General features: G+C 63.4%; 23 protein-coding genes. All 23 read right to left on the reverse strand.

Annotated features, from left to right (window positions below; all coding sequences use genetic code 11):
* Positions 1-100 precede the first annotated feature (100 nt).
* Complete coding sequence (locus tag B5F33_RS08130) at positions 101-598, reverse strand: CinA family protein (protein WP_087411308.1); 498 nt, start codon at positions 596-598, stop codon at positions 101-103.
* 12 nt (positions 599-610) lie between these two features.
* Positions 611-1,231 (reverse strand): CDP-diacylglycerol--glycerol-3-phosphate 3-phosphatidyltransferase, encoded by a 621-nt coding sequence (gene pgsA / locus B5F33_RS08135; protein ID WP_087411309.1) that lies wholly within the window; start codon positions 1,229-1,231, stop codon positions 611-613.
* Between the two features lie 9 nt (positions 1,232-1,240).
* Complete coding sequence (gene rimO / locus B5F33_RS08140; RefSeq protein WP_087411310.1) at positions 1,241-2,593, reverse strand: 30S ribosomal protein S12 methylthiotransferase RimO; 1,353 nt, start codon at positions 2,591-2,593, stop codon at positions 1,241-1,243.
* A gap of 96 nt (positions 2,594-2,689) precedes the next feature.
* On the reverse strand, positions 2,690-3,187 hold the full coding sequence (locus B5F33_RS08145; protein WP_087411311.1) for a YajQ family cyclic di-GMP-binding protein: 498 nt from the start codon (positions 3,185-3,187) through the stop codon (positions 2,690-2,692).
* Between the two features lie 37 nt (positions 3,188-3,224).
* Positions 3,225-4,496: a helix-turn-helix transcriptional regulator gene (locus tag B5F33_RS08150; RefSeq protein ID WP_087411312.1), complete on the reverse strand. Its 1,272-nt coding sequence runs from the start codon at positions 4,494-4,496 to the stop codon at positions 3,225-3,227.
* Entirely contained in the window at positions 4,496-7,327 is a 2,832-nt protein-coding gene (locus tag B5F33_RS08155; protein WP_343215927.1) for a DNA translocase FtsK, read from the reverse strand. Before B5F33_RS08155 ends, B5F33_RS08150 begins: the two co-directional genes overlap by 1 nt.
* A 4-nt stretch (positions 7,328-7,331) precedes the next feature.
* Positions 7,332-8,999: a ribonuclease J gene (locus B5F33_RS08160; protein ID WP_087411313.1), complete on the reverse strand. Its 1,668-nt coding sequence runs from the start codon at positions 8,997-8,999 to the stop codon at positions 7,332-7,334.
* A 516-nt stretch (positions 9,000-9,515) separates the two neighbouring features.
* Entirely contained in the window at positions 9,516-11,762 is a 2,247-nt protein-coding gene (locus B5F33_RS08165; protein ID WP_087411314.1) for a polyribonucleotide nucleotidyltransferase, read from the reverse strand.
* Positions 11,763-11,901: 139 nt separating this feature from the next.
* Positions 11,902-12,180 carry a 30S ribosomal protein S15 gene (rpsO, locus tag B5F33_RS08170; RefSeq protein ID WP_087411315.1) on the reverse strand — a complete coding sequence of 93 codons (279 nt, stop codon included), beginning with the start codon at positions 12,178-12,180 and terminating at the stop codon, positions 11,902-11,904.
* A 178-nt stretch (positions 12,181-12,358) separates the two neighbouring features.
* Positions 12,359-13,117 (reverse strand): DNA repair protein RecO, encoded by a 759-nt coding sequence (gene recO / locus B5F33_RS08175; RefSeq protein WP_087411316.1) that lies wholly within the window; start codon positions 13,115-13,117, stop codon positions 12,359-12,361.
* A gap of 69 nt (positions 13,118-13,186) precedes the next feature.
* Complete coding sequence (gene era / locus B5F33_RS08180) at positions 13,187-14,200, reverse strand: GTPase Era (RefSeq protein ID WP_087411317.1); 1,014 nt, start codon at positions 14,198-14,200, stop codon at positions 13,187-13,189.
* 47 nt (positions 14,201-14,247) lie between these two features.
* The gene (locus B5F33_RS08185) at positions 14,248-14,628 is read right to left on the reverse strand and encodes a diacylglycerol kinase family protein (protein ID WP_087411318.1); all 381 of its coding nucleotides are present in this window, start codon (positions 14,626-14,628) and stop codon (positions 14,248-14,250) included.
* Between the two features lie 11 nt (positions 14,629-14,639).
* The gene (gene ybeY, locus B5F33_RS08190) at positions 14,640-15,149 is read right to left on the reverse strand and encodes an rRNA maturation RNase YbeY (RefSeq protein WP_087411319.1); all 510 of its coding nucleotides are present in this window, start codon (positions 15,147-15,149) and stop codon (positions 14,640-14,642) included.
* On the reverse strand, positions 15,127-16,155 hold the full coding sequence (locus B5F33_RS08195) for a PhoH family protein (protein ID WP_087411320.1): 1,029 nt from the start codon (positions 16,153-16,155) through the stop codon (positions 15,127-15,129). Before B5F33_RS08195 ends, ybeY begins: the two co-directional genes overlap by 23 nt.
* 14 nt (positions 16,156-16,169) lie before the next feature.
* Positions 16,170-17,453, reverse strand: a complete 1,284-nt coding sequence (locus B5F33_RS08200; protein WP_087411321.1) for a MiaB/RimO family radical SAM methylthiotransferase — start codon at positions 17,451-17,453, stop codon at positions 16,170-16,172.
* Positions 17,454-17,462: 9 nt separating this feature from the next.
* Complete coding sequence (gene dnaJ, locus B5F33_RS08205) at positions 17,463-18,608, reverse strand: molecular chaperone DnaJ (RefSeq protein WP_087411322.1); 1,146 nt, start codon at positions 18,606-18,608, stop codon at positions 17,463-17,465.
* A gap of 183 nt (positions 18,609-18,791) precedes the next feature.
* The gene (locus B5F33_RS08210) at positions 18,792-19,916 is read right to left on the reverse strand and encodes a DnaJ domain-containing protein (RefSeq protein WP_204214478.1); all 1,125 of its coding nucleotides are present in this window, start codon (positions 19,914-19,916) and stop codon (positions 18,792-18,794) included.
* Between the two features lie 128 nt (positions 19,917-20,044).
* On the reverse strand, positions 20,045-20,344 hold the full coding sequence (locus B5F33_RS08215; protein ID WP_087411323.1) for a type II toxin-antitoxin system Phd/YefM family antitoxin: 300 nt from the start codon (positions 20,342-20,344) through the stop codon (positions 20,045-20,047).
* 49 nt (positions 20,345-20,393) lie between these two features.
* Entirely contained in the window at positions 20,394-21,602 is a 1,209-nt protein-coding gene (locus tag B5F33_RS08220; RefSeq protein ID WP_239284969.1) for a coproporphyrinogen-III oxidase family protein, read from the reverse strand.
* A gap of 63 nt (positions 21,603-21,665) precedes the next feature.
* Complete coding sequence (gene dusB / locus B5F33_RS08225; RefSeq protein ID WP_087411325.1) at positions 21,666-22,643, reverse strand: tRNA dihydrouridine synthase DusB; 978 nt, start codon at positions 22,641-22,643, stop codon at positions 21,666-21,668.
* A 182-nt stretch (positions 22,644-22,825) separates the two neighbouring features.
* Positions 22,826-24,634 carry a translation elongation factor 4 gene (gene lepA, locus B5F33_RS08230; RefSeq protein WP_087411326.1) on the reverse strand — a complete coding sequence of 603 codons (1,809 nt, stop codon included), beginning with the start codon at positions 24,632-24,634 and terminating at the stop codon, positions 22,826-22,828.
* Positions 24,635-24,733: 99 nt separating this feature from the next.
* The gene (gene rpsT / locus B5F33_RS08235) at positions 24,734-24,997 is read right to left on the reverse strand and encodes a 30S ribosomal protein S20 (RefSeq protein WP_087411327.1); all 264 of its coding nucleotides are present in this window, start codon (positions 24,995-24,997) and stop codon (positions 24,734-24,736) included.
* 198 nt (positions 24,998-25,195) lie between these two features.
* Positions 25,196-26,155, reverse strand: a complete 960-nt coding sequence (holA, locus tag B5F33_RS08240; protein ID WP_087411328.1) for a DNA polymerase III subunit delta — start codon at positions 26,153-26,155, stop codon at positions 25,196-25,198.
* Positions 26,156-26,174 lie beyond the last annotated feature (19 nt).

A 26,174-nucleotide genomic window follows, 5' to 3' on the forward strand; every position in this document is an offset into this window, starting at 1 on the left:
TCAGAGACGGTACGTACGCACCTATTGACACGCCTCGTACCTGTCGGTGCGTACAAAGATCAGCACTCGCGATGAGCGGGCCAACAAGACAGCACAGGCTCTACACAAGCTCGTCGCGCGCAAGCTCCAAGGCGCACAAAGCAGCAGCTAGACGAACCTCTTGGCGCGCGCCGGGAAACACATGGCGCTCGGACCGGACGCCGCGGGCGGAGGCTACACCGATGTATACCGTGCCCACCGGGTCGTCTTCTGTGCCCCCGCCGGGGCCGGCATACCCGGTTACGCTCACCGCGACATCGCTCTGAAAGAGCTCGCGCGAACCCTGGGCCATTTCGCAAGCCGTCTCGTGGGAGACAGCGGTGTGCTCCTCGAGGGTCTTCGCCGAGACGCCGAGCACGCGCTGCTTAATCGCCTCTGTATAGGTGGCAGCGCCTCCCTGGAGCACCTCCGACGCGCCCGGAACAGACGCCACGGCTGCACTCACCATGCCTGCCGTGCACGATTCCGCCGTGCTTACCGTACAGTGCAGGCGCCGGCCTGCCTCGACGACCTCGACAGCCGTAGCACCAAGGCGGCCTTCAAGCTCAGAGGACTCCATACGTATGCCTCCCTACACGCGAAAGACGATCTTGCGCGCGTTCCAGAAATACTGCAGGCCCGAGATGACCGTGAGCACCACCGCAGCGATCATAAGCGCCTGAGAAATACCCAAAAACCAGCCAGTGAGCTCGACCACGCCGACCGATTCGAGCGCAAACGCGATGTTGAACCCACAAAGAGAGACCATGGTGACCGCCGTCTTTGCCTTGCCAAGGCTGTCCGCAGCAATCACCTCGCCGGCTGCGCTCGCCACCATACGGAGCGCGCTCACCAAAAACTCGCGGAACAGGATGATGAAGACGACCCACACGCTCACATAGCCCTGGTCAAGCAGCAGAAGCAGCGCCGAGAACACGAGCAGCTTGTCGGCGATGGGATCGAGGAACTTGCCGAAGTCGGTGATCTCGTTGCGCTTGCGCGCAAGCGACCCGTCGAGCTTGTCGGTCAAGCTCAACAGGATATACAGCACGCAGGCACCGATTGCGCATTCAGGACTCACCAGTGCGCCGGCCGCATCGCGGGCGGCTATCGCGAGCCCCATGAAACAGGGGATGAAGACGATGCGAACAACCGTGATAATGTTCGCAGGCGTCCAAATACTCGTTAGTTCCCCTTGCTCGTTTCGAGCCATCGCTCTCCCCTAACCAATCACATGTCCGACAAGCTCATAGCAGAAGCTGTCGGTGAACTCAACCTGCAGGATATCACCGACCGCAGCCTCCTTGACATCAAGATGCACGGCGCCGTCGCAGTCGGGAGCCTGGAACCATGCGTGCCCGATGAGCTCGGGACCATCATCGGTCTCCTCGACGCCGTCGACGATCACCTCGGCCTGCTCGCCCACATGCGCTGCAGTGGCGGCGAATCCAAGCGACTCGGCCAGATCCATAGCCGCCTGGGTACGCTCAAGCTTCTCGTCCTCGTCGAGCTGACCCTCCATGCGAGCCGCACGCGTCCCATCTTCGGGCGAGAACGCGAACACGCTGGTGTAGTCAAACCCGGTGCGGTCCATGAACGCCAGCATGCGCTCGTGCTCTTCCTCGGTCTCTCCGGGGAACCCGACCAGATAGGTCGTGCGAATGATCATGCCGGGAATCTCGCGGCGCAGGCGGGCGAACAGCGCGTCGAGCTCTTCCTCGGAGCCGCTGCGGTTCATGGCCTTAAGCACACGGCCGCAGCAGTGCTGTACCGGGATATCGATATAGGGCAGCACCTCGGGCGTGTCACGGATGGCTGCAATGAGCTCGTCGGTCATGCCTTCGGGCTGCAAGTAGAGAACGCGCACCCACACGTGCTCGGGACGCGCGGTCTCGGAAACGGCCACGAGCAGCTGGGCCAGATTGTGCGGCCCGGGGCCCTCCTGCGGAAGGTCCTCGCCCCAGATACCGGTATCCTGGCCGATGAGCACGAGCTCGCGAACACCGGAGTCAACGAGGTCACGAACCTCTTCACGAATCTCGGACCAGGGACGGCTACGATAGCGCCCACGGATATAGGGGATTGCACAGAAGCTGCAGAACCGGTCACAACCGTCGGAGATCTTCACGTATGCAACGGCGCCCTCAACCGTGCGCTTCACCTCGGGCACGAACACCGGCGCGCCGCGATGAACGCCCAGAAGGCCATCGACGACGCTCACGATCCCATCCTCCTCATCGGTGCGCACAAATGCGGCGACCTCGGGAAGTTCGGCTGGCAGGTCTGCCCCGTAGCGGGAGGGAACGCAGCCACACATGACGATCGGCACCGACCGGACGCCGTCAGCGACCTCTTCGGCAAGCGACAGCGTTGCCTCGATGCTCTCCTCGGTAGCAGATGCCAAAAACGAGCAGGTGTTCACGATGGCAAGGTCGGCCTCGGAGACCTCGTCGGCGACCTCATAGCCGGCAGCCAGAAGCAGCGAGCGCATACGGTCGGTATCGACCTCGTTTTTCGCGCAGCCCAGCGTGATGTAGTAAATGGAGCCGAAAGCATCTTCGAACTGTTGGGACATGGACACATCCTTGAAGATACGAGGCATGGATCAGCCTCATGTGACATGGACAGGAGGGGACGTCAGCAGCAAGAGCCAAGCGTCCCGTCGCGCAGCTTAGCGATAGTTGGTGAACTGTAGCGGCTGGCCGTAGTCCTGGCCGTGCAGGAACTGGATGACCTCCTGCAGCGCATCCTTCGAGGCGGACGCCACGCGAAGCTTGTCGGACTCAATCGTGACCTTGACCTTGAGCTTGAGGTCCTTCACGTCCTTGTTGATCTTTTTGGCCGTCGGCTGGTCGATGCCCTGCACGACGTGCCCCACGACGCGGACCTTGCCGCCCGAGGCAGCCTGCGGCGCATCCCAGGAGAGCGCCTTGATGTCGATGCCACGCTTGATGAGCTTTGAATTCAGCACGTCGGCGATCTGCTTTGCCACAAAGTCGGCGGGCGCAAGCACCGTGAAGACGCCGTCGGAGCGCGAGAACTCGATGGACGAGCCGGAGTCCTTCAAGTCGTAGCGCTGAGAGATCTCGCGGACGGTCTGCTGATAGGCGTTGTCGACCTCCTGCAAGTCGACCTGCGAAACAACGTCAAAGCTGGAATCTTTAGCCATAGAACTACTCCCCTTTCACCCTGGGATGTGTTGGTCGTTACTCTGTCGCCGAGGCGCTATCGTCGGAGCCGTCATCGCCCGTGGTATCGGTCGTCGCAGCCGCGGGCGTCTGCGGCGCGGTGATGCTCACACGCGCGACGCCGGCAATCGAGGTATCCCAACGGACATCCTCGCCGTTTTGCGTGACCCGGACGTTCCCCGGCTCGTTCACCGTGATCTCGATAGACGATGTCACCGTGTACTCCTGCGTAAGCGGTCCGACCACATTGTTGGCGAAAATGGACTGACCGTTGAGCTTGATCTCGAGCCAGGACTGAGCCCCATCCTCCACCGTGATGGCGATGACGGTCTGCTGCGGCTCCTGAGCGGTCTCCGGGGACTCAGGATTATCGGTTGAAGCGGCGCCGTCCTCATCCGTATCGGTCTCGGGCGTCGTAGGCGACTCTGGCGAGGTCGTGCTCGCAGGAGTCGTCGCCGCCTGGCTCACCGGAGAGGTGGCCGCCGAGACATCGGAGGTCTCGGGTGTCGAGGCACAGCTTCGTACGAGCAAGAACACCAACGCGGCAACGATGGCCAGCGCAGCGATGACGCCGCCGATCAAAAGCCGCGGGTCGATGCCGCCGCCCGAAGGACGGCGTCCTCCCCTATTGCCCGATCCTCCCGAGGAACGAGGACCACGGGGCGGCGCACCCGCGCCCGAGCGGCGAGACGCCATCTGCCCGCGGGAGGAAGAGGCGTCAGAGCGATACGACGACGTGCGGGCACGCGGCTGAACCCTCGTGCGATCAAGGTCGCCGCCCGACATCACGCGGGTATCCTGGTACCCTCGGCGAGCAGGGCTGCCCGAGGCAAGCGTGCGACCAGGCTGGCGCGTATCAGTAATACGCACAGGCTCATGCCCCGACGTGGCGTCGGAGACATAGCCTGCCTGCGGAGGCCGTTGGGCATAGCGCGAGCTGATGCGCGAGTTGTCCACGATCATGAAGCGGCCCGTCGCCGTAGCCGACCGCGGGCTCACATACCCCGCAGCGTCCTGAAAACGACCTCCGGCATGTGCCGTCTGGCGCTCGTACTCATAGAGCTCGTCAAAGTAGGTGTTCACGACTTCGCGCGGGTTGAGCCCCAGATAGCGTGCATAGCTTGAAATCATGCCCTGGGCATAGCCCCGAGGAGGCATGGAGGCGAAGTCGCCCATCTCGAAGTACTCGATGATCTGCGGGCGAATCTTGATGACGTTGGCGACCTGCTGGATGGACATGCCCATATGACGACGCCTGTTCATGAGCATCTCGCCAAACCGTGCAGCCATCAGAAGCCTCCCATTCCATCATCTTCGCCCATACGCGCCTCAAGGGACTCAAGCTCTTGCAGGCCCTCCTCGTCAAGCAGCACCTCGCGCGGCTTGGAACCGTCGGGCGGACCCACGATGCCCTTCTCCTCGAGCATGTCCATGATTCTACCCGCGCGGGCATATCCCACCTTCAGTCGTCGCTGAAGACCCGAGGTAGAACCAAGCTGCGACTCGACCACGATGCGCGCCGCCTCCCACAGCAGCGGGTCGTCGTCGGAGGAATCGTGTCCTCCTCCCCCGCCACCAAGTGCGGCCGGAGAGACGGCCGACAGGATCTCGGTGTGGTATTCGGCCGGGCTCTGCTCCTTCACAAAGGCGACGACCGAGAAGATCTCCTCGTCAGAGACGTAGCAGCCCTGGATGCGCTTGGGCTTGCCCCAGTCGACGCGGGAGAACAGCATGTCGCCCTGGCCGATGAGCTTCTCGGCGCCCGTCTGGTCCAGGATGACGCGACTGTCGATGCCCGTCGCGACCGTAAGTCCGATACGGTTCGTGATGTTCGCCTTGATGAGACCGGTCACGACGTTGGAGCTCGGGCGCTGCGTGGCGACGATCATATGGATGCCCGCCGCGCGGCCGAGCTGCGCAATGCGTACGATCGACGCCTCGACGTCCTTGCCCGCGACCATCATGAGGTCGGAAAGCTCGTCGATGACGATGACGAGGTAGGGCATCTTGGCCGGGGGGTTGTCGTACTTCTCGAACTCGCCGGCGGCTTGCTTCTCGTTGAACGTCGAGATCTTACGAACGCCGATGCGCTCGAAGACTTTGAGGCGCCGCTCCATCTCGGAGACCGCCCACTGCAGGGCGCTCGCGGCCTGCTTGGGCTCGGTGACGACCGGCACGTAGAGATGGGGCAGCCCGTCGTAGGGAGCGAACTCCACGCGCTTGGGGTCGATCATGATGAGGCGCACGTCCTCGGGGAAGGTGCGCATGAGCAGGCTCATGAGGATGGAGCTGATGACCACCGACTTACCCGAGCCGGTGGTACCGGCGATGAGCAGGTGCGGCATCTTGGCGAGGTCGGCCACCATGGGCTGCCCCTCGGCGTCGCGGCCGAGCGCGAATTCGAGCGGGCCGCCGGTGACGTAGGGCAGGATGTCGCCGAACGCGACCGTCTGGCGGGTGCGGTTAGGAATCTCAATACCTACGAGCGAGGTGCCCGGGATGGGCGCGAAAATACGCACCGAGTCGGTCGCGAGCGACAGGGCGATGTCGTCCTCGAGGTTGGTGATGCGGCTCACGCGCTCGCCCTCGCCCGGCTGCACCTTGAACGTGGTGACGGTAGGGCCGGCGATCCAGCCGACAACGCGCGAATGCAGGCCGAACTCCTGCAGGGTGGACTGCAGGCCCTCGGCCGTCTGCTCGAGCTCCTTGTTGGACGAGGTCGCGCTCGCCGAATTGGGATTGTGACGCAACATGGAGGCCGGAGGGAGCTTGCGCCCCTCCTCCTCACCGGTGACGCCATCAGCGGGCTGGATACCGCGCGCAGGCGCACGGTCGATCACGCGGGTCGCAGAGCCGTCGTCCGACTTGGAAGACGCCTCCTCGTTAGGCTGCGGCAAGACGACGGTCTTAGCGGTTTCCGCGGAACCGTTCGACTTAGGATGCAGCAAAAACGACGGAATGGGCTGGTCCGTGGCTGCGGCGCTCCCGTTTGAAGACGCCGCTGTATCGGGCATGTCGAAAGGCGGAAGATCGTCCTCATCGACGCTCTGGTTCGAAGTAGCAGTGGACACGGTCGCGGCAGGGGCCTCCTGTACTGCCGCCTCATCGGAAGAAACGTCCGCAACCGGCTCTGGGGCCTTGTCCGCAACGGCGCTCTGCGCTGCACGAGAACGACGCCCCTTGCGGGCACCGCGGCCGACAGCCGGCGGGATAAGCGTCGTCTCGGCGCGCTCGGCGGCAAGCTGCTCGGAGAGGTCGACGAAGGGGTCCTCGTCCTCCTCCTGGCCGTCTTCGAGAACAGTCGTCTCACGACTACCCAAAAACGTAGTCTCGGCCGTTCCATCTTCATCGAAGAGGCTGGCCTGTGCTCCCCGAGCGACCTTGGCCGCAGCCGGACGGGCCGCAGGGGCAGCCGGCGCCTCGTCGCCCCAGGGACGCTCGTTCACATCCACATGGCGACGCTCGGCAAGGCGCTCGGCACGCTCTGCCGCGGCGCGTACAACACCGCCCACCGAGAAGCCGATGAGCACAAACCCCATGACCAGAACGCCCACGAGCACCACCATGGCAATAGTCTTACCAAGGGCCCCTGCCAACACCGACGCGATCGCGTACCCAACGTAGCCACCGCTTGCAGCCAGTTCGTACTCCCCCACCGTAACGCCCCAGACCATAGGGTCGGGCGTTAAGGCGAGCACGAGAATCGATATGACGGAAAGAAAGATCACGCAGACGCCCGCAAGCGTGCGAACGTCGATAAAGGAGCGGTCGCGCAAAAACAGTGAGGCCGAGAGCACCAGCAGACCGAGTGGCAGCACGTAGCCACCCAGGCCGAAACCCAGGTGGTAGAACGTGGCCAACGCGCGCGTGACCGGCGCGGTGCCCGGAGAAAGCACGGCGATAAAGGACGCCACGGCGAAGACGGCAACGACCACGCCTGCGATGTCGCGGCCTGCGGAGGCCGTCATGAGCGGCTCGGGCGACTCCTCGGGAGCAGCCTTGGCCGCCGGACGGCTTCCGTTGGCACGAAGCTTGGCCTTGCCGCCCTTCGAGGCGGTCTTGGATGCGGCCTTCTTTTGTTTCGATCCGGAGGATGCGGATGCAGCTGCGCGACGTGCCACTCCTTTAGACCTCCATGACGACCGGGATGATCATCGGGCGGGTGTGCGTGTGGTTCCAGATGTAGTTGGAGACCGAGTCGCGCAGCGCCTTGCGCAGGGCATCGGTGCCGCTGCTGGTGAAGTTGAAGGAGCCCTTCTCGACCATCTTCATGATGGCGGCCGTAGCCTGCGAGGAGAACTCGTCGTCGATCGTGAACGAGACGCCACGGCTGGAGAACTCCACCGCGTCGATGCGCTTGCGTTTAAGCGAAACGATTGCCACAGCGGTGACCATGCCGTCATTCGCGAGCTTCTGACGGTCGCGCAGGACGATGGGGTTGGTATCGCCGATACGCAGGCCGTCGACGTAGACGATTCCGGACTCGACCGAGGGACCGGTCGTGACGACGCCGCCGCGCATCTCGAGCGACTCGCCGTTGTCCAGGATAAAGATGTGATCCTCCGGGATGCCCATCTTGCGTGCCAGGCTAGCGTGCGCGCGAAGATGAACGGCCTCGCCGTGAACCGGCATGAAGTAGGTGGGCTTGGCCATGGCGAGCATGAGCTTGAGCTCCTCCTGGCTGCCGTGGCCCGACACGTGCACGAGTGTGCGGCTCTTGTCGTAGACATCGCAGCCCAGCTTGGCCAGGCTGTTGATGACCTGCTGTACCGCCTTCTCGTTGCCCGGAACAGGCGTCGCGGAGATGATCACGGTATCGCCCTCGTGAATGGAGAGCGTCTTGTGCTCGCCGTTGGCCATGCGCGAAAGCGCCGAGAGCGGCTCGCCCTGCGACCCGGTGCACATGACGACGATCTGGTTCTCGGGGATGTTGTTGATCTCGTAGGCGTCGATGAGGTCCTGCTCGTCGATCTTGAGGTAGCCAAGCTCACGCGCGACGCGCGTATTCGTGAGCATGGAGCGGCCCGTTACCACGATCTTGCGGTTGCAGGCGCGAGCGGCGTCGCAGATCTGCTGCAGACGATGGATGTGGCTCGAGAACGAAGCGACGAACACACGTCCCGGAGCGTTCTTGATGGCGTGGAGCAGAGACGGACCGACCTCGGCCTCGGACTTCGTGAAGCCAGGAATGGTGGCGTTGGTGGAGTCGGAAAGCAACAGGTCGACGCCGGATTTCGCAAACTTGTTGATGGACGCGTAGTCGGGTGTGACTCCGTCGATGGGCGTCTGGTCGAGCTTGAAGTCGCCCGTGTGCATGACGGTGCCCTGCGGCGTGCGGATGTAGACGCCAAGAGCGCCGGGGATGGAGTGCGTCATGGAGAAGAAATCGATGGAGATGCAGCCCAGCTGAATGTGCGAGCCGCCCTGCACCTCGCGGAACTTCGGGGCGCGAATGCGGAACTCGGCCAGCTTACCCTCGATGAAGCCCAGGGTAAGCTTGCTCGAGAAGATCGGCACCTTGTTGTTGAGGTCCTGAAGAAGATACGGAAGCGCGCCGGTATGGTCCTCGTGACCGTGGGTGACCACGATGCCGCGGAGCTTGTCCTCGTTTTCCAGAACGTAGGTATAGTCGGGCAGCACCAGATCGATGCCCGGCTGGGAGTCGTCGGGGAACATGAGACCGGCATCGATAAGGACCATGTCCGGACCGCACTCGATGACCGTCATGTTCTTGCCGATGCCGTCAAGGCCGCCGAGGGGAATGACGCGCAGGGGCGGTTTCTTTTTTGCCATGTTTGAGATGGTTCCTTTCTCGTATTCGATCTATAACGCGCGGATATACCGCAAACACATGCCATGGAATTGTTCGACGAGGATCGAGGGAGCAGGTAGGTCCATACGCCGAACACACAGATTTAAGTATTGTATACCGACGGCAACACCGCCATGCCCCCAGAGGGCGATTCCACCGATTGAGCGTGATTGGATGGAGGGGCAACGTATAGTCAGCCGAATGTAGAGTGTCGATATGCCGCCCAGCGGAACCGGGAATTGCGGCAAATCACACGCTCGGATCCTATAGTGTGGCAATCCACACGCTCAGATTCTAAAGTGCGGCAAATCACACGCTCAGACCCCTGTAGAGGCACCCTGAGCGTGTGGATTGCCACAATTGAGAGGGCAAGCGTGCGAAATGCTACAAAACAACATGCGGAAGCTGCCTTGCACACAAAAGGCGAGCCGCCCGTGGGCAGCCCGCCTTTCAGGTACGCATGATGTACGAGAAATCTATCTCGTGAACGTCAACTCCTACTCGCCATCGTGGTGGCGACGGGGCCTGCGGCCACCGTTATCGCCCGGAGCACGACGCGGACGATCCTCGCGGGAACGACCGTGTCCATGGCCGTGGTCGCGGGACTCACGGCGCTGGCGACCCTCGCCCTCGCCCCCGGTCGGCGCGGGAGCCTCGGGCTTGTCGAGGCGATCGAGCGAAATCTTGCCACGGTCATCGACCTCGAGGACGACGACCTTGACCTCATCGCCCACATTGAGGACATCCTCGACCTTCTCGACGCGGCCCTTGGCCACGCGCGAGATATGCAGCAGACCGTCCTTGCCCGGGGTAAGCGACACGAAAGCGCCAAACGGCTGGATGGAGACGACGCGGCCCGTGTACTCCTCGCCCGGCTCGGGCACATGCACGATAAGCTTGATGCGGTCGATGGCCTGCTCGACCGACTCGCCGACGCCGCCAACGTAGACGGTGCCGTCTTCCTGGATGTCCACCGAGGCGCCGGTGTCGTCCTGGATGCCGCGGATGGTCTCGCCACCCTTGCCGATGACCTCGCGAATCTTGTCCGTAGGAATCGTGATCGAGGTGATACGCGGAGCGGTGGGGCGGGTCTCCGTACGCGGGCCGGAGACGACGTCGAGCATCTTGCCCAGGATGAAGGCGCGGCCCTGCTTGGCCTGCTCAAGAGCCTGGGTAAGGATCTCGGGCGTGAGGCCGGTGGCCTTGTTGTCCATCTGCATGGCGGTGATGCCGCGCTCGGTACCCGTCACCTTGAAGTCCATGTCGCCCAGGAAGTCCTCGAGGCCCTGGATGTCGGACAGGACCACGGTCTTGCCCTCCTCCTGGATGAGGCCCATGGCGATGCCGGAGACGGGGCGCTTGATGGGCACGCCGCCGTCCATCAGAGCCAGGCAGCTTGCGCAGGTAGACGCCATGGACGAAGAGCCGTTGGACTCCATGACCTCGGAGACGACGCGAATGGCGTAGGGGAACTCGTTCTCGTCGGGCAGCACAGGCAAGAGTGCGCGCTCGGCAAGGTTGCCGTGGCCGATCTCGCGGCGCTTAGGCGAGCCGATACGGCCCGTCTCACCGGTGCAGTACGGCGGGAAGTTGTACTGGTGCATATAGCGCTTGCCGTCGACGGGCTCGATGGTGTCGAGACGCTGGGCCTCGTTGAGCATGCCGAGCGTAAGGACCGAAAGCACCTGCGTCTGACCGCGCTGGAAGAGGCCGGAGCCGTGCACGAGGGGAAGGTAGTTGCCCTTCACCATGATCGGACGGATCTCGTCGGCGCGACGACCGTCAACGCGCTCGCCGGTCTCGACGACCATCGTGCGCATGGCCTTCTTCTCGAGCGCCTTGAGCTCGACCGGGATCTCGCGCTCCCACTCGAGCTGCTCGTCCTCGGTGAACTCGGCCTTGATGCGCTCCTTGAGGTCCTCGACCTTGGCGATGCGGCTCAGCTTGTCGGCGTCGTCCAGGGCGGCGTACATCTCGTCGTAGTGCGCAAAGACGCGCTCGTGAACCTCGGGGACCGGCTCGTCGAGCGGATACTCCTTGGGCACGATGGGGCCGTTGACCTGCTCCCACTCCTTAACGAACGCCAGCTGGGCGTCACAGAACGCGCCGATGGCCTCCTGGCCGAACGCCATGGCGGCGAGCATGTCCTCTTCCGAGACCTCCTCGGCCGACGCCTCGAGCATCGAGATGAAGTCACGGGTACCCGCGAGCTCAAGATCGAGGTCGGAGTTCTCGCGCTCCTCGTAGGTGGGGTTCACGATGAACTCGCCGGTCTCCTTGTTACGGCCGATGCGCACGCACGCAAGCGGGCCCTCGAAGGGCACGCCGCCGAGCGTGAGGGCAAGCGAAGCGCCCATGGTGCAGATGACATCAAAGGGGTTCACCTGGTCGCACACGAGCGAGGTGGCCACGATCTGGACCTCGTTGCGGAATCCATCCGGGAAGCTCGGGCGAATGGGGCGGTCGATCATGCGAGCCGTAAGGGTAGCCTTCTCGGTGGGACGGCCCTCACGCTTGAGGTAGCCGCCGGGGATGCGGCCCACGGAATAGAGCTTCTCGTTGAAATCGACCGTCAGCGGGAAGAAATCGTAGTTCTTGCGCTCCTTGGACACGACGACCGTCATGAGCATGGTGGTATCGCCCTGCTTGACGACGACGGCGCCGGTCGCCTGCTTGGCGAGCTCACCGGATTCGAGCGTGTAGGTCTTGCCATACAGTTCGAAAGTCTTGGATACGAGTGACATCTTTCTCCTTCATCTCCGTGCGGCCCTTCCGCACGGGTCCTCTCTGGTCGGCGTGGCCGGTACCCGCCGACGGTGTAGGGTCGCCCTTGCGACCCCTACATGAAAAGGAGCCCCCGAAGAGGCTCCTGCATGCACAACGCTACTGGATGTTGTCGCGAATGCCGAGCTTCGCGATGAGCTCACGGTACTCCAGGATGTCGTTCTTCTTGATGTAGGACAGAAGACGACGACGGCGACCGACGAGCATGAGCAGACCGCGGCGGGTGTGGAAGTCCTTCTGGTGGGACTTCATGTGCTCGGTGAGCTCACGAATGCGCTCGGTGAGGATGGCAACCTGAACGCGGGGGTTGCCGGTGTCCTGCGGGGTGGCGCCAAACTCAGCGGTGAGCTCGGCCTTGCGCTCCTTGGAAACAGTCATGGTTTCACCTTTCGTCCGGGCGGAATCGCTTCCGCCACCATTCGCCCCAAACTGGGAGGCCGCCGGTGCAGCGCGCATCCAAGTCAGGGGTACCAACAGGTCCGAATGATACCACATGGCTCCCGCTTCACCAGAACTGCACGTGTTCCGCAGGGTGCCAGCCCCCTCCTGAGGCAGCTTAGCGGCCAAGAAGGAACTCGAAGGCGCGTAGGCGGCAATCGAGATGCGTCGCCGCCCACACATGTGCAAGCGCAAGGATATAGACGGCGCACGGGGCATCGATCGGGTCCGCCGCAAGCTCGTCGAAGCGACGGGCCATGAGCGCACGCAGCCACGACACGATTCCGGCCGGCACCTCCTCGGCCCCGGGAACGGACGAGGCGCAGGACGCACAGAGCGCGCCGCCTGCCGCCGCCGAGAAGTACGAGACGGCCTCGTCCCCACAGGACACGCATCCCGAAAGCTCGGGCCAATAGCCCTCGTGAGAGAGCAACTTGAACACGTAGGCGGCCACCAACAGGTCCAAGTGCGCGCCGTCGAGCTCGCCGCACAACCCGCCAAGCACGGCGAAGGCTTTCTCGGTCAGAGGGAAAATGAAGTGGTCCTCGGCGTCTTCGAAGCTGCAGACGCGGGCGACCTCGGCGATGGCACTGGCGGCGCTCAGCAGCTCGAAGCTCGGCGCGGGCCCCAACGGCGCGGAGACGAGGTCGGCCTCGGCCACGACGTCGAGCGAGCGGCCATGCGCCAGAAGCAAGTCGACCGAGCACCCGAGCTCGCAACGTGCGGCCAAGCGGCTTCCCGGCTTGCGCGCGCCTTTGCCGACGGCGCGGATCTGGCGGCCGTCCTGTGCCAGCAGGGTGAAGATGAGGTCGGTCTCGCGCAGCTTCGTCTTGTCCAGCACGATCGCACGCGTTCGATACGTCTTGCCGCCCGGCACTGCTCTTCCCTTCCCAACCTCGCCTTGTCTACCCCTACAACGGCACTCCGCCGCTCGGCTACCAGAAGCCTAGTCGTCGGCCGCGTATCCCATACGATGAATCTCGCGCACGTCGCTGCGCCAGCCGGGGCTCACCTTGACCTCGAGCTCAAGGAACACCTGACGCCCAAAGACGCGCTCAAGGTCGCGGCGGGCATCGCTGCCGATGTGCTTGACCATGCTGCCGCCCTTGCCGATGATGATGCCCTTCTGACCCTCACGCTCAACCAGAATGGTGGCGTGAATGGCAAGAACCCGGCCACCCTTCTTGGACTCGATCGAGTCGCAGACCACGCCGACGGCGTGCGGCACCTCCTGATTCGTGCGCAGCAAGACCTTCTCGCGCACGAACTCGGCCACAAGCATCTCGTCGCTCTCATCGGTGGTCATGCCCTCGGGGAACCAGCGCGGCCCTTCCGGCAGGTAGCTCGCAACAAGCGAGCAGAACCCATCCACGTTGAAGCCGCTCGTCGCCGACACCACGATCTCGTCATCGAAGTCCATGAGGGCATGTGCGCCCTCAAGCTGCGTCGCGACGGCTTCGGGCGACGCCAAATCGAGCTTCGTCAAGACGAGCACCTTCTTGGCATGGCTCTTCTTCACACGCTCCGCGACCCAGGCGTCGCCACGCCCCACGGGCTTTGTGGCATCGATGAGCATCGCGACGACATCGACGTCGTCGAGCTCCATGAGCGCGCTTCGGTTGAGCTCGCCGCCGAGCGAGTCCTGAGGCTTATGCAGGCCCGGCGTGTCCACGAATACGATCTGGCAGTCCTCGCGGTTGAGGACGCCGCGCATGCGACGGCGCGTGGTCTGCGCTACCGGCGAGGTGATAGCCACCTTTTCCCCAAGGCATGCGTTGAGCAGCGTCGACTTGCCGGCGTTCGGGCGTCCCACAAGGGCGACAAAGCCGCTGTGGAACCCCTCGGGGACGTCTGCGACGGGCATGGCCGCTGCGCTGTCGCCCTGCTCGTCCACAAAGGCATCGAGTTCTTCGTCGGTCATGTTCTCAAAGGGATCGAATTCCTCCACGGGATCCTCCATCTCAAACGTCCCTCTACAGGCAGCCTCGTAGCCACCGGAAAACCAGGTCAACCAAGCAGGCCGAGAGCGCGGGCAAACACGATGATGCCCACGATGGCCGCAGTAATGGACAGGGTGTACACGCTTGCCGCGGCGATGTCCTTCGCTCGCTTGGCAAGCGGATGCAGCTCCTGCGTCGCCAAGTCGACGACGGCCTCAATCGCGGTGTTCACAAGTTCAGCGAACAGCACGAGGCCCACACAGAGCGCGACCAAGCACCAGCTGAGCAGGTCGATCTGAAGCACCACGCCCGCGATGATGGCGAGGATGCCCATCGTAATCATGACCTTGATGTTGCGCTCGGTCTTGACTGCCGTGCAAAACCCCTCGATGGCATAGCCGAACGAGCGAAGAAACGACGGGTGGTCTTTGTTCGATCCGGGAATCATGGCAGCTCCGCTCAGTCAGCGCGATGCCGCGTCGTGGGGCCGATGCGCACCGCATCCGGGTCGTCGCCGCGATGGACGGCAAGCGCGCGCAGGATGCGTTCCTCGCAGGCTTCCATCTCTCGCGCCTCATCGTCTTCCATATGGTCATGTCCCAACAGATGAAGCAGACCATGGACCAGCATGAGCCGGCATTCCTCTGCAGGCGTCGCGTCGAACTCGGGCGCCTGCCCGGAAATCACCTCGGGCGCAAGGATCACATCCCCCAGCTCCACCGCCTCCCCATCGGGAAGATCGGCATCAAACGGAGAGTCGCACTCAAAGGAGAGGACGTCGGTCGGGGCGTCGATGCCGCGCCACTCCTTGTTGAGCCCCTGCATCTCCGCCGAGTCAACAAACGAAACCGAGACCTCGACGGGACGCGTGACGCCTTCGGACGCGAGGGTCTCAGCGACCGCAGCCTCGATCTCGTCCGTGCCGATCAGGGTGTCCAGGAACCCGTCATTGCTGATGAGGACGCCCATAGGCGCCTCCTTCCCGCTTGTCGTTTCGTCCACGGCGGCTGTTCGCGGCGCGCTCCTGGCGCTCCTCGAACGCATCATACGCCTCGACGATGCGTCCCACGAGCGCATGGCGCACCACGTCGGTACGATCGAGGTGGATGAAGGCAACGTCCTCGACGCCGTCAAGAATCTCTTCGATGTCGGTGAGGCCGCCTCTGCGGCCCGTCAAGTCGCGCTGGGTCGTGTCGCCCGTAATGATGAAGGTCGAGTTGAATCCCAGGCGGGTCAGGAACATCTTCATCTGCTCGGGAGTGGTGTTTTGAGCCTCATCGAGGACCACGAACGCGTCGTTCAGCGTACGGCCGCGCATGTAGGCGAGCGGGGCGATCTCGATGATTCCCTGCTCGACCAGCTCGCTGCCGCGCTCCATGTCGGTCATGTCGAAGAGCGCGTCAAAGAGCGGCCGCACGTATGGATCGATCTTCTCCTGAAGCGTGCCGGGAAGAAAACCGAGGTTCTCGCCCGCCTCGACGACCGGACGGGTCAGCACGATTCGACCCACCTCGTGGCGCTTCAACGCTGCGACTGCCATCGCCATGGCCAGATAGGTCTTACCCGTGCCAGCAGGTCCCAGGCAGAACGTCACGGTGTTCGAGCGGATGGCGTCGATATAGCGCTTTTGGCCGATCGTCTTGGGCCGAATGGCCTTGCCGCGATAGGTCAGCAGGATATCGTCGCGAAAACTTGCGGCGTCGACCGCGCTCTCGCGCAGCGCCGCCATCATGCGGCAGACGTCGTCCTCAGAGGGGGTGCCGCCTGCGGAGGCCTCCTTGATAAGATGTGAGAAGAGCCTGGTGAGCAGCTCAACTTCGTCCGGCGTGCCCGAAAGCGAGATGGTGCCGCCCCGCACCACGACGTCCCCTGTCGTGCGACGCTCAATCGCACGCAGCAGCGCGTCTCCCCCGCCGGTGATGCGCACCGGATCAACCGTGTCGGGAATGCTCAGCCGAACCTTCGCCGTGTCCATCGAACTCCTTGTCGTCAGGGGCGCTCGTCACGCGCCATGCGGCACACGAGCACACCGGAATCATCGACTCCCATGATATCAGCCTCGACGATCGTCGGAGCGGCATCGATGGGCGCATCGGCCACGGCTGCCCGATGGAACGACTCGGTCGTGCCATGACGTCCACTCTCCAAGACGACGCGCTCACGCGAACCCACGCGGCGCCTACGGTCCTCGAGCGCCATACGCTCGGCAAGGTCGCGCATCTCGCGGGAACGCTCCGCCATCACTTCGGGCGGAATCTGGTCGGGCATGGTCGCCGCCGGGGTACCCGGACGTGCGCTATAGCGAAACACGTGCATGCGGGAAAAGCCGACGCGCTCGCAGAGCTCCCGCGAGGCGCAGAACTCCTCCTCGCTCTCGCCGGGAAACCCGACGATGAGGTCGCATGAGAGCGACGCGGTGGGCAAAAACTCACGAATGCGACAGGTGAGCTCGAGGAACTCCTCAGCCGTATAGGGCCGGGCCATGCGCCGGAGCGTCTCCGTGCAGCCCGACTGGACGGGAAGGTGCAAAAACGGCGTGATGCGATCGCTATGGGACGCCATGCAGGCAAGCAGCCGATCACTCACATCCATGGGTTCGATTGAAGAAAGCCTCACCTGGGGGATGTCGGTCTGGTCGAGGATGATCTCGAGCAACTCGTCGATCTCGACGTGCTCGTCTCCCGGACGAACGCCGTCGTAGGCGCCCAGGTTCACGCCGGTGAGGACGACTTCGGGAATCCGGGCAGCACAGGCATCGCGCACCTGTTCCAGCACGGCCTCCACCGGGACCGAGCGCTCGGCGCCGCGCGCCTTCCACACGATGCAATACGTGCAGCGGTTGTTGCATCCGTCCTGAACCTTGATGCCAAGGCGTGCCCTGCCAAGCGCGGCCAGGTCGGGCGCAGGCGCGTCGTCGTCATCGTCTTGCTCGAAGCCCAAAAGCTCGCAGGCGCGATCGACCACATGGACCTTGGAGGGCTCGACGACCACGCGGTCCGAAAGCTCGCGGAGCATCTCCCCGTGCAAGTTGGCAGCGCAGCCAGTTGCGACCACCCACGGCTTCCTGGCGCGACCGAGCGCATGGCGAACCGCCTTGCGCGTCTTCGCCTCGGCCTCGCCGGTCACAGCGCAGGTGTTGATGACGATGAGCTCTGCCTCGTCGGGGTCTACCAAGGTGAACCCGGCTTGGTCGAGGTCGCAAGTCATGCGGTCGGACTCGACGCGATTGACCCGGCAGCCCAAATTGACGACGGAAACGAATGGATTCGACACGGGCCCGCCTTAATCAAGGATGTCATCGATGGCGTCGCGGATGCGGTCGCCAACCGACTTGCGGCCGTGCGTGTAGTCATCACCCTGGAGGTCGGCGAACTTTTCGAGCAGCTCGCGGGCCTCTCCGGTCAACTTGGTAGGAATGGTGACGCGCACCTGGGCGACCGCGCGGCCACGCGTGGCGCCGCCCGTACGCGGCATGCCCATGCCGTCGACCGCGACGGTGTCGCCATACTGCGTCCCGGCGGGAATGGCAAACGTGATGACCTCGTCGGGAAGAATGCCCTCGACCTCGACGGTGCAACCGAGGGCGGCCTGCGCCATGGAGACCTCGACCTCGCAGTAGAGGTCGTCGCCGGAGCGGCGGAAGCGCTCGTGTGGAGCCACCTGCACGTTCACGATGAGGTCGCCCGCCGTCGCGCCGCGATAGCCTGCCTCGCCGTAGCCGGTAACGCGCAGCTTGCGACCAGAAGAGATACCCGCCGGAATCTGGATGTCCAGGCGCTCATGGTTAGGCGTGCGGCCCTGACCGCCGCACATCTCGCAGGGATGGTCGACGATCGTTCCCTCGCCGTTACAATCGGGGCAGGGAGAGGACGACTGAACCTGGCCGAAGATCGAACGCTGAACCGTAGTGACAAAACCCGTCCCGTGGCAGCGGGGGCACTGCTTTTCCTGAGCGCCCTCCGGCATGCCGGTGCCGTGGCAATCCTCGCAAGGAGCCAGGCGATCATAGCTGATAGTCTTGGTGCAGCCCTGCGCCGCCTCCTCAAGCGTGATGGTCATGGAGATGGACATATCGCGTCCCTGACGGCGTGCCTGGCGTCCGCGCGCACCGCCGCCTGCGCCGCCACCAAAGAACGACGAGAAGATATCGTCGAAGCCGGAGCCTCCAAAGATGTCGCTAAAGTCGACGTATCCGCCACCGGCGGGACCGTCGGCCGTTCCGAAGCGGTCGTAATTCGCGCGCTTCTGCTCATCGGAGAGGACAGAGTAGGCCTCGTTCAGCTCCTTGAACTTCTCTTCGGCATGGGGGTCGTCGGAGACGTCTGGATGCACCTGGCGAGCCTTCTTCAAAAACGCGCGCTTGATCGTACGCTGGTCGGCATCATGGTCGACGCCCAACACCTCGTAGTAATCTCTCTTGTCCGACACCTCTCGAACCTTCCCCCATAGACGTTGTACGGAAAAGTGCCGGCACGCTGGCCGGCTGTGTGAATGGTACCCCTTGACTCGCAGGTGTAATCCGTTGGGGCTTCACGTCGGCGCGTCCTCTTGACGCGGCGCGCCGACCAAAGGCCCATCGGGACGCAGCGCGAGCGGCCACGCCCCGTCACCTTACAGCCATAGATAGGGACGATAGAACATGCCGCTCGAGCAGCTCACGAACATCACGGCGATGAGCGCGTAGAGCAGCGCGTTGCCCACACCGGTGAGCATCCGCGAAAAGCCCCGCTTCCACCAGAGCGACGAACGGTGCAGCACGTCGTCTTTCAGCACCTGGTACACACCGACCACGAACGGCACGAGGCATATGAGCGCGAAGAGCGAGATGACGCCGCTCACCGCAGAAAGCAGCAGGAACGGAATCACGAAACCGATGATATAGAAGCCGCGATAGGCGCTCCCCTCAAGGCGCTCGGCTGCTACATGGGCCCGTCCGATGAGGTCGCCCGAGGAGGCGCCGTTCGTACCCGCGTGGCCCATGCCCTTGATGCGAACCGTGTCGCCGTCGTGGACGCCGGCGGGAAACTCAATGACCGCCTCGGACATGACCTGGCGCCGACCAGACCCTCCGCAGTCGGGGCACGGGTCGGCAACGACCTTGCCGCTGCCGTTGCACTCGGGACAGACCATCTGGAACATGCCGCCGCCGAACAGGAACGACATGTCGACGCCGATGGAGCCCGAGCCGCCGCAGCTCGGACAGGTGTGAGCATGCTCGGAGGAGACGGAGCCGGAGCCGCCGCAGTGAGAACACGGTTCGTAGCGGCGATACTTCACGCCCTTGCGAGCGCCGTGCTTCACCTGGTCGGGCGTAAGGTCCACGTCCACCACCACGTCGGAGCCGGCCTCGGGGTTGTATGCCGAGCCCCTGCCCGCACTCGAACGCTGGGACCACGATCCGCCAAAAGGCGAGCCGCCGAACGGAGAACCCCCAAACGGAGACCCGTAGCCGCCAGCATATCCACCCGCAGGGGATCCGCCGTACGAAGAGGACGCCCCGCCCGCAAAGGGGGAACCGGAGCGCATGGCATCGTAGCGGGCGCGCTTCTGCTCGTCGGAGAGCACCGCGTACGCCTCGGAGACTTCCTTGAACTTCTCCTCAGCATCCGGCGCCTTGTTGACATCGGGGTGCAGCTTGCGCGCCTTCTGCTGGAACGCCTTCTGAATTTCCTTTCGCGAGGCGTCTTTCGAAACGCCGAGAATGGCGTAGTAGTCTTTCTCGTTCATCGTTGCCATGAGGCGACGGTACCTCCCAGTGGGTTTCTGTGTAGTCGTCCTATTGTACCGAACTGCACAGACTTTATGCGCACCCCACGATACCTGCAGACAAGATGAAACGCGAACGTCTGACGAGATGCGATACGCTATACATGGTCGACGGCGCGGTCTTGCTCGGCGGCCGCTGCGATGACGCTCCGAATTGACGCCAGCACCTCATCTGAAGAGTATCGCGTGCCCGTCACTTCGGCCTCGCGCTCCGCTTCCTGCAGCTTCGTGTAGACACGGCTATCGAATTCCAAGGACTCGAACGCCTCCATGCTCATCACAACCATATCGCCCACGCCGTTTTTGGCGAGAAATACAGGCTGACCGCTTTCGTGAACATCGCGCGATACCTCGGCAAACTTGTTTCGCAGATCAGAGACGGGACGAATGCTCTGCATGGTGGCCCCCTAAACGCTCATCGCTATCATAATTATGATAGCTTGTGCATCAGCACGCCCCCAGGTCCCACATGAGGCCGTAGAGCTCATTTCCCAAGAGCCACCCGTCGTGCGTAGGCGCCAGGCGCCGCTCGCTCTCAGCTTCCACCCATCTTGCCAGGCCGCGTGAGAGCGCCTCATCGACTGCGCGATCAACCTGCCCCGCGCCGACAATCGTACGAGCTTGCGCGAGCAGGTCCTCGCCTACGCCGCGCGACATGCGCATGCCGAGCATGAGGTCCTCCGCGACGGCCTCGCGCTCCGACAGCGCCTCAAGCTCGTAGCGAGGTTGCCCCGTCCCCGGAAGCTCGTCTGTCGTCTGCACGAAGCGCAGGCGTGCCGCGCCGTCATCGGGGACCGCCGGCAGACCCAAGACTCGCGCGAGGGCGTCGTAGCTTTCCCGGTCGAGCATACTTGCCGCCGAACGCCCCAGCCCCAAATAGGACACACCGGTCCAATACGCAATGTTGTGCCGACAGGCGTGGCCGGGCGCGGCGTAGCTTGCAACCTCATAGGGAACAAGGCCGGCATCGCGCAGGCGGCACCGCGCCGTCTCCATACACCAGGCCTGAACGTCCTCATCGGGCTCGGGAATCGCACCGCGCGCAACCTTTCGCGCAAGGGGCGTGCCTTCTTCGATCGCAAGCGGATAGACCGAAACGTGTTTCACCCCAAGGGCAAGCGCTGCCCCTAGCGTAGCGTTCCAGCTTTCCTGGGTCTGGAGCGGAATACCGCACATGAGGTCGATCGATACGTCCAGCCCCGCCTCCTGTGCTGCGCGCACGGCACATCGGGCGCGCTCGGCGTCATGAAGGCGCCCCAAGGCATGGAGCTCCCCGTTGTCAAAGCTCTGCACGCCAAGCGATACGCGCGTCGCGCCGGCCGTGCGCAGGGCAAGAGCAAGGTCGCTCGTAAACGATTCGGGATTAGCCTCGCAGCTGAACTCCTCGATGCACGGCGCAGCCCGCCTGACGCTCTCGACCAAAGAAACTAAGCCCGCACCCAGCACACTCGGCGTTCCCCCGCCGATATACGCTGTGCGGCAGGCATCCAGAACACCTGCCTCCCGCAGCCGGTTTATACACGCGACCATGTGCGCCACGTACGCATCAAAACGCGCGGCGTCCCGACATGCGCGGGAGTCGAAATCACAGTACAGGCAGCGAGACGAGCAGAACGGCACGTGTATGTAGAGCGCGCGAACAGACGTTGTAGCCACCTTCCCCTCAGACGCTCCCCTATCCCCGAGTTCGTGACCCATGGAACAAAACCGGGCTGGACGCTACGCGACGTCCGCCTCGATCTCGTCCACGAGTGCCATGAACTCCTCGTACGTGGTGCACTGCACCACGCGGCCACGCCATTGGGCGGCGTGCGGCATACCCTTCAGATACCACGTCGCAAAGGTGCGGGCGCGCGCCATGAGGGGCAGATGCTCGTGCACGAGGGTCAGGTGCTCGCGCAGCGCGGCAAGACGCTCGCGGGCGTCACGCACAGGCGGGGTCACGCCGTCGCGATAGAGAGCGAGGGCATCCTCGAAGATCCAGGGATTCCCATAGGACCCACGCGCCACGAAGACGGCGGAGGCCGCGGTCTCGCGCAACATGCGTACCGCAGCATCGGCCGTAAACACGTCGCCGGACCCCACGACGGGAATGGACACCGCCTGCGCCACCTCATCGATGGCCGACCAGTCCGCCTGTCCCGTATAGAGCTGCTTGGCCGTACGACCATGAACGGCCACCGCCGCCACGCCGGCGTCCTCGAGCCTTCGCGCAAGCTCGGGGGCGTTGCGGGCGTCGGAGCGAAACCCGATGCGCATCTTTACCGTCACGGGCACCTGGGCACGGGCAACCGCGGCCCGCGCAATCTCTTCAGCGAGCTCGGGGGTCTCCATGAGCGCCGAGCCCTCGCCTTTGGTGATGACCTTGCGCGCCGGGCACGCCATGTTGATGTCGATGAGTGTCAGGCGGTCCCCCACCCGCTCCTGAACCGCTTCGACGGCGGAGGCGAACTGCTCAGGCTTTGAGCCAAACAGCTGCACGCAGATCTGCGGCTCCTCATCCGCCGGAACGACAAGGCGCCAGGTCTTGTCGTTCGCATAGGCGAGACCAGCGACGCTCACCATCTCGGAAAACGCAAGACGAGCACCCCGGCGGCGGCACATGATGCGATAGGCGGCATCGGTCACGCCCGCCATGGGCGCAAGCAAAATCGGCTGCTCGGCATAGAGCTTTCGCAGATCGTCCGAGAACGACATCGGTTTCCCCTCAGAGAATCGAGCGCGGATGCAGCTACGGTCGCCTGTCGCGGCGACGCTATGGGCAGCGAGGCGTCCGCGCGTCTTAACACCAACGGCCCCTCGACGAGCCGTTCCAACGAATGAAGTGGGCGCGGGGCCGGGCGGCTTGCCAAACCGTCCCCGCGATAGCTGATTGAGCGCTAGTCCTCGACCTTGAGGATCGCCAAGAAGGCTTCCTGCGGCACCTCGACGGAACCGATGGCCTTCATGCGCTTCTTGCCTTCCTTCTGCTTCTCGAGCAGCTTGCGCTTGCGCGAGATGTCTCCGCCGTAGCACTTGGCAAGCACGTCCTTGCGGCGAGCCTTCACCGTGGAGCGGGCGATGATCTTGTTGCCGATGGCACCCTGGATGGGCACCTCGAAGAGCTGCCGAGGAATGATCTCCTTGAGCTTGTCGCACAGTCCGCGCGCCAGGCCGTACGCCTTATCCTTGTGGACGATGAAGCTCAGCGCGTCCACCTCGTCGCCGGAAAGCAGGATGTCGAGCTTCACCAAATCGCTCGGGCGATAGTCGGCAAATTCGTAGTCAAGCGACGCATAGCCCTTGGTCCGGCTCTTAAGCTGGTCGAAAAAGTCCAGGATGAGCTCGGCGAGCGGCATATCGAAATGCATCTCGACCGACTTCTGCGACAGATGCACCATGTCACTCATGACGGCGCGGTGCTCGATCGCGAGCTGCATGACCGCTCCCGTATACTCGGGCGGGACGATGATCTTCGCGGTGAGATAGGGCTCCTCGATGTGGTCGATGCGCGTGACGTCAGGCAGGTCCTGCGGGCTGCGGACATCGATCATGGTGCCGTCGGTCTTATATACGTGATAGTCCACGCTCGGGCTTGTGGCGATCAGGTCGAGGTCGAACTCGCGCTCGAGGCGCTCCTTGACGACCTCCATGTGCAACAGCCCCAAGAATCCTACGCGGAATCCGAAGCCAAGGGCCACGCTCGTCTCGGGACTCCAGGTAAGCGAGGGATCGTTCACGTGAAGCTTCTCGAGAGCGTCGCGCAGATTCTCATAGTCCTTGTTGTCAATGGGGAAGATGCCGGTGTACACCATGGGCTTGGCCTCACGGTAGCCCGGCAGCGGCTCGGGACAAGGCCGGTCGCGGTAGGTAAGCGTGTCACCCACGCGCACCGCCTCGGGATCTTTGAGACCGGTCACCACGAAGCCGACCTCGCCGACCGTGAGCGCATCGACCATGGTCTCGGCTGGGCGCTTCACGCCCACGCCGTCCACCAGGAAGTCGGCATCCGCCTGCATCATGCGCAGCTGGTCGCCCTTGCGAATGGAACCATCGAATATGCGGACCGTGGCCACAACGCCGCGGTACTCGTCGAAATACGAATCAAGAATGAGTGCCTTGAGCGGTGCGTCCGAATCGCCCTGCGGCGGGGAAATCAAGAAGACGATGGCCTCGAGCAGGTCATGAATGCCCTCACCCGTCTTGCCCGAAACGCACACGGCGTCATCGGCTGGGATGGCAAGGTCGTCTTCGATCTCGACCTTGACCTCCTCGGGATGAGCAGACGGAAGATCGATCTTGTTGATAACGGGAACGATGTCGAGATTCGCATTCATGGCGAGCGAGGCATTCGACACCGTCTGCGCCTCCACACCCTGCGTGGCGTCGACCACAAGCACGGCACCCTCGCAGGCCGCAAGCGAACGGGAGACCTCATAGGTGAAGTCGACGTGGCCCGGCGTGTCGATGAGGTTGAACTGGTACGTGTCGCCGTCGTCCGCCGTATACATGACACGCACGGCGTTGCTCTTGATGGTGATGCCGCGCTCGCGCTCGATGTCCATGGTGTCGAGCAGCTGCGAGGTCATATCGCGCTCCTCGACGGTATGCGTGAGCTCGAGAATGCGGTCCGAGATGGTGGACTTTCCATGGTCGATATGGGCGACGATGGAGAAGTTCCTGATGTGGGAGATGTCTTGCGTATTCATGTCGCCTATCTTATCAAAGAAAAAGGCCCTGCAGCGCAGGGCCTCAAACACTCACGATGGGGTGCGGGCAGATGCCGTCACACAACTGTGAAGAGCGACCTAGTTGAGGCCCTTCAGGATCAGAGCGACGCCTGCCTTGCGGTTCGCAGCCTGGTTCTTGTGGATGATGCCCTTGGCAGCAGCCTGGTCAAGGCGCTTGTACGCGCGGGAGGCAGCGGCCTTGGCAGCCTCGGCATTGCCCTCCTCAACCGCAGCGTTAACGTTCTTGATGAGCGTCTTGAGCTCGGAGCGCACGGCGCGGTTGCGCACGCGGGCCTTCTCATTGGTGCGGATACGCTTCTTCTGAGACTTGATGTTTGCCACTTCTGGTGATCCTTTCGAGTTATTTCTACCAGCTTCACTATCCGGCCTCTGAGACACGGTTGAGGTCACAAGCGGTGAGTATAGCATGTTTAAGCAGGTGAGAGAAGTGGTTATGCTGTGAAAATACCGTACCAAGCAGGACGGACACACCCAGACCACGAGTGCGGCGTGCCAGATGAGCGCGGTGCGGACGCGTCGCTACCTAGAGACGATGTCCACAACCCACGTGAGAAGCGCCGTCTCGGAATCTTTCGAGCCCTTGAGGGATTCCTCGACCTGCACGGCTCCACGCAGCGCGTCCACGAGCTCCTCGGTCGAGAAGCGCCGGGCCCACGTGAGGTGGTTTTTCACCTGCCAGGACTGAACGCCCAGATGGGAGGCCAAATCCCTCCCCTGTCCTCGCGCGTCGAGAGCCTTCGCGACCAAAAGTTCTCGCAGGCGTGAACAGACAAGCGAGTAGGTGCGGATCTCGCTGCGCGGAGGCAGCAGGTGCAGCAGTTCCAACGTGCGCGGAAGGTCGCGGGCGCTCATGGCATCCAGAAAATCCCACGGCTTGACCTCGGCCGTCCGCACAACAAGGCGTTCGACGTCGGCACGCTCGATTTGAGGAGCCTCCACCATCTGAGACAGCTTTTTGAGCTCGTTATCGAGCATGCGGGTGTTCTCGCCCACACGGGAGACGAGTTCTTCCGCGGCTGCCGTCGATATGGTCTTCCCATAGCGGCGAACCATGCCCTGCACCTGGCGCGGGACCTCCCAACGCTTCTTGGAGGCGCAGTCGATGATGGCCTTGGGACCCACCTTCTGGATGGCTTTGTACAGGCGGGTGTTCTTTGCCAAGGAACCGGCGACAACGAGGCAAACCGTCGTCGGCGCTGGATCGGCGAGATACGAGACGAGCATCTCGCTCATGGGCTTAGGGAGCTTGTCGCAGCCCCGCAGGATCACCAGGCGGAAATCCGAGCCCATGGGAAAGGTGTTGAGCGACGACAGGACGTCGTCCGGCTCCTGGTCGCGCTGCATGTCGCGCTCATCGAGGTTGAAGTCGGCCATACCGGACGCTGCCAAGCGATCCTTGAGGCGCGCTATGGCGGTATCGCGCTTGACCTCGTCGGCGCCGACGATGAGATATGCCGGGAGCAGGGCGGTCTCTGCCATGCCGCCTCCTTTCGCACGA

Origin of the sequence: Collinsella sp. An2 (assembly GCF_002160065.1) — a bacterium.
In the GTDB taxonomy this organism is placed as follows: domain Bacteria; phylum Actinomycetota; class Coriobacteriia; order Coriobacteriales; family Coriobacteriaceae; genus Limicola.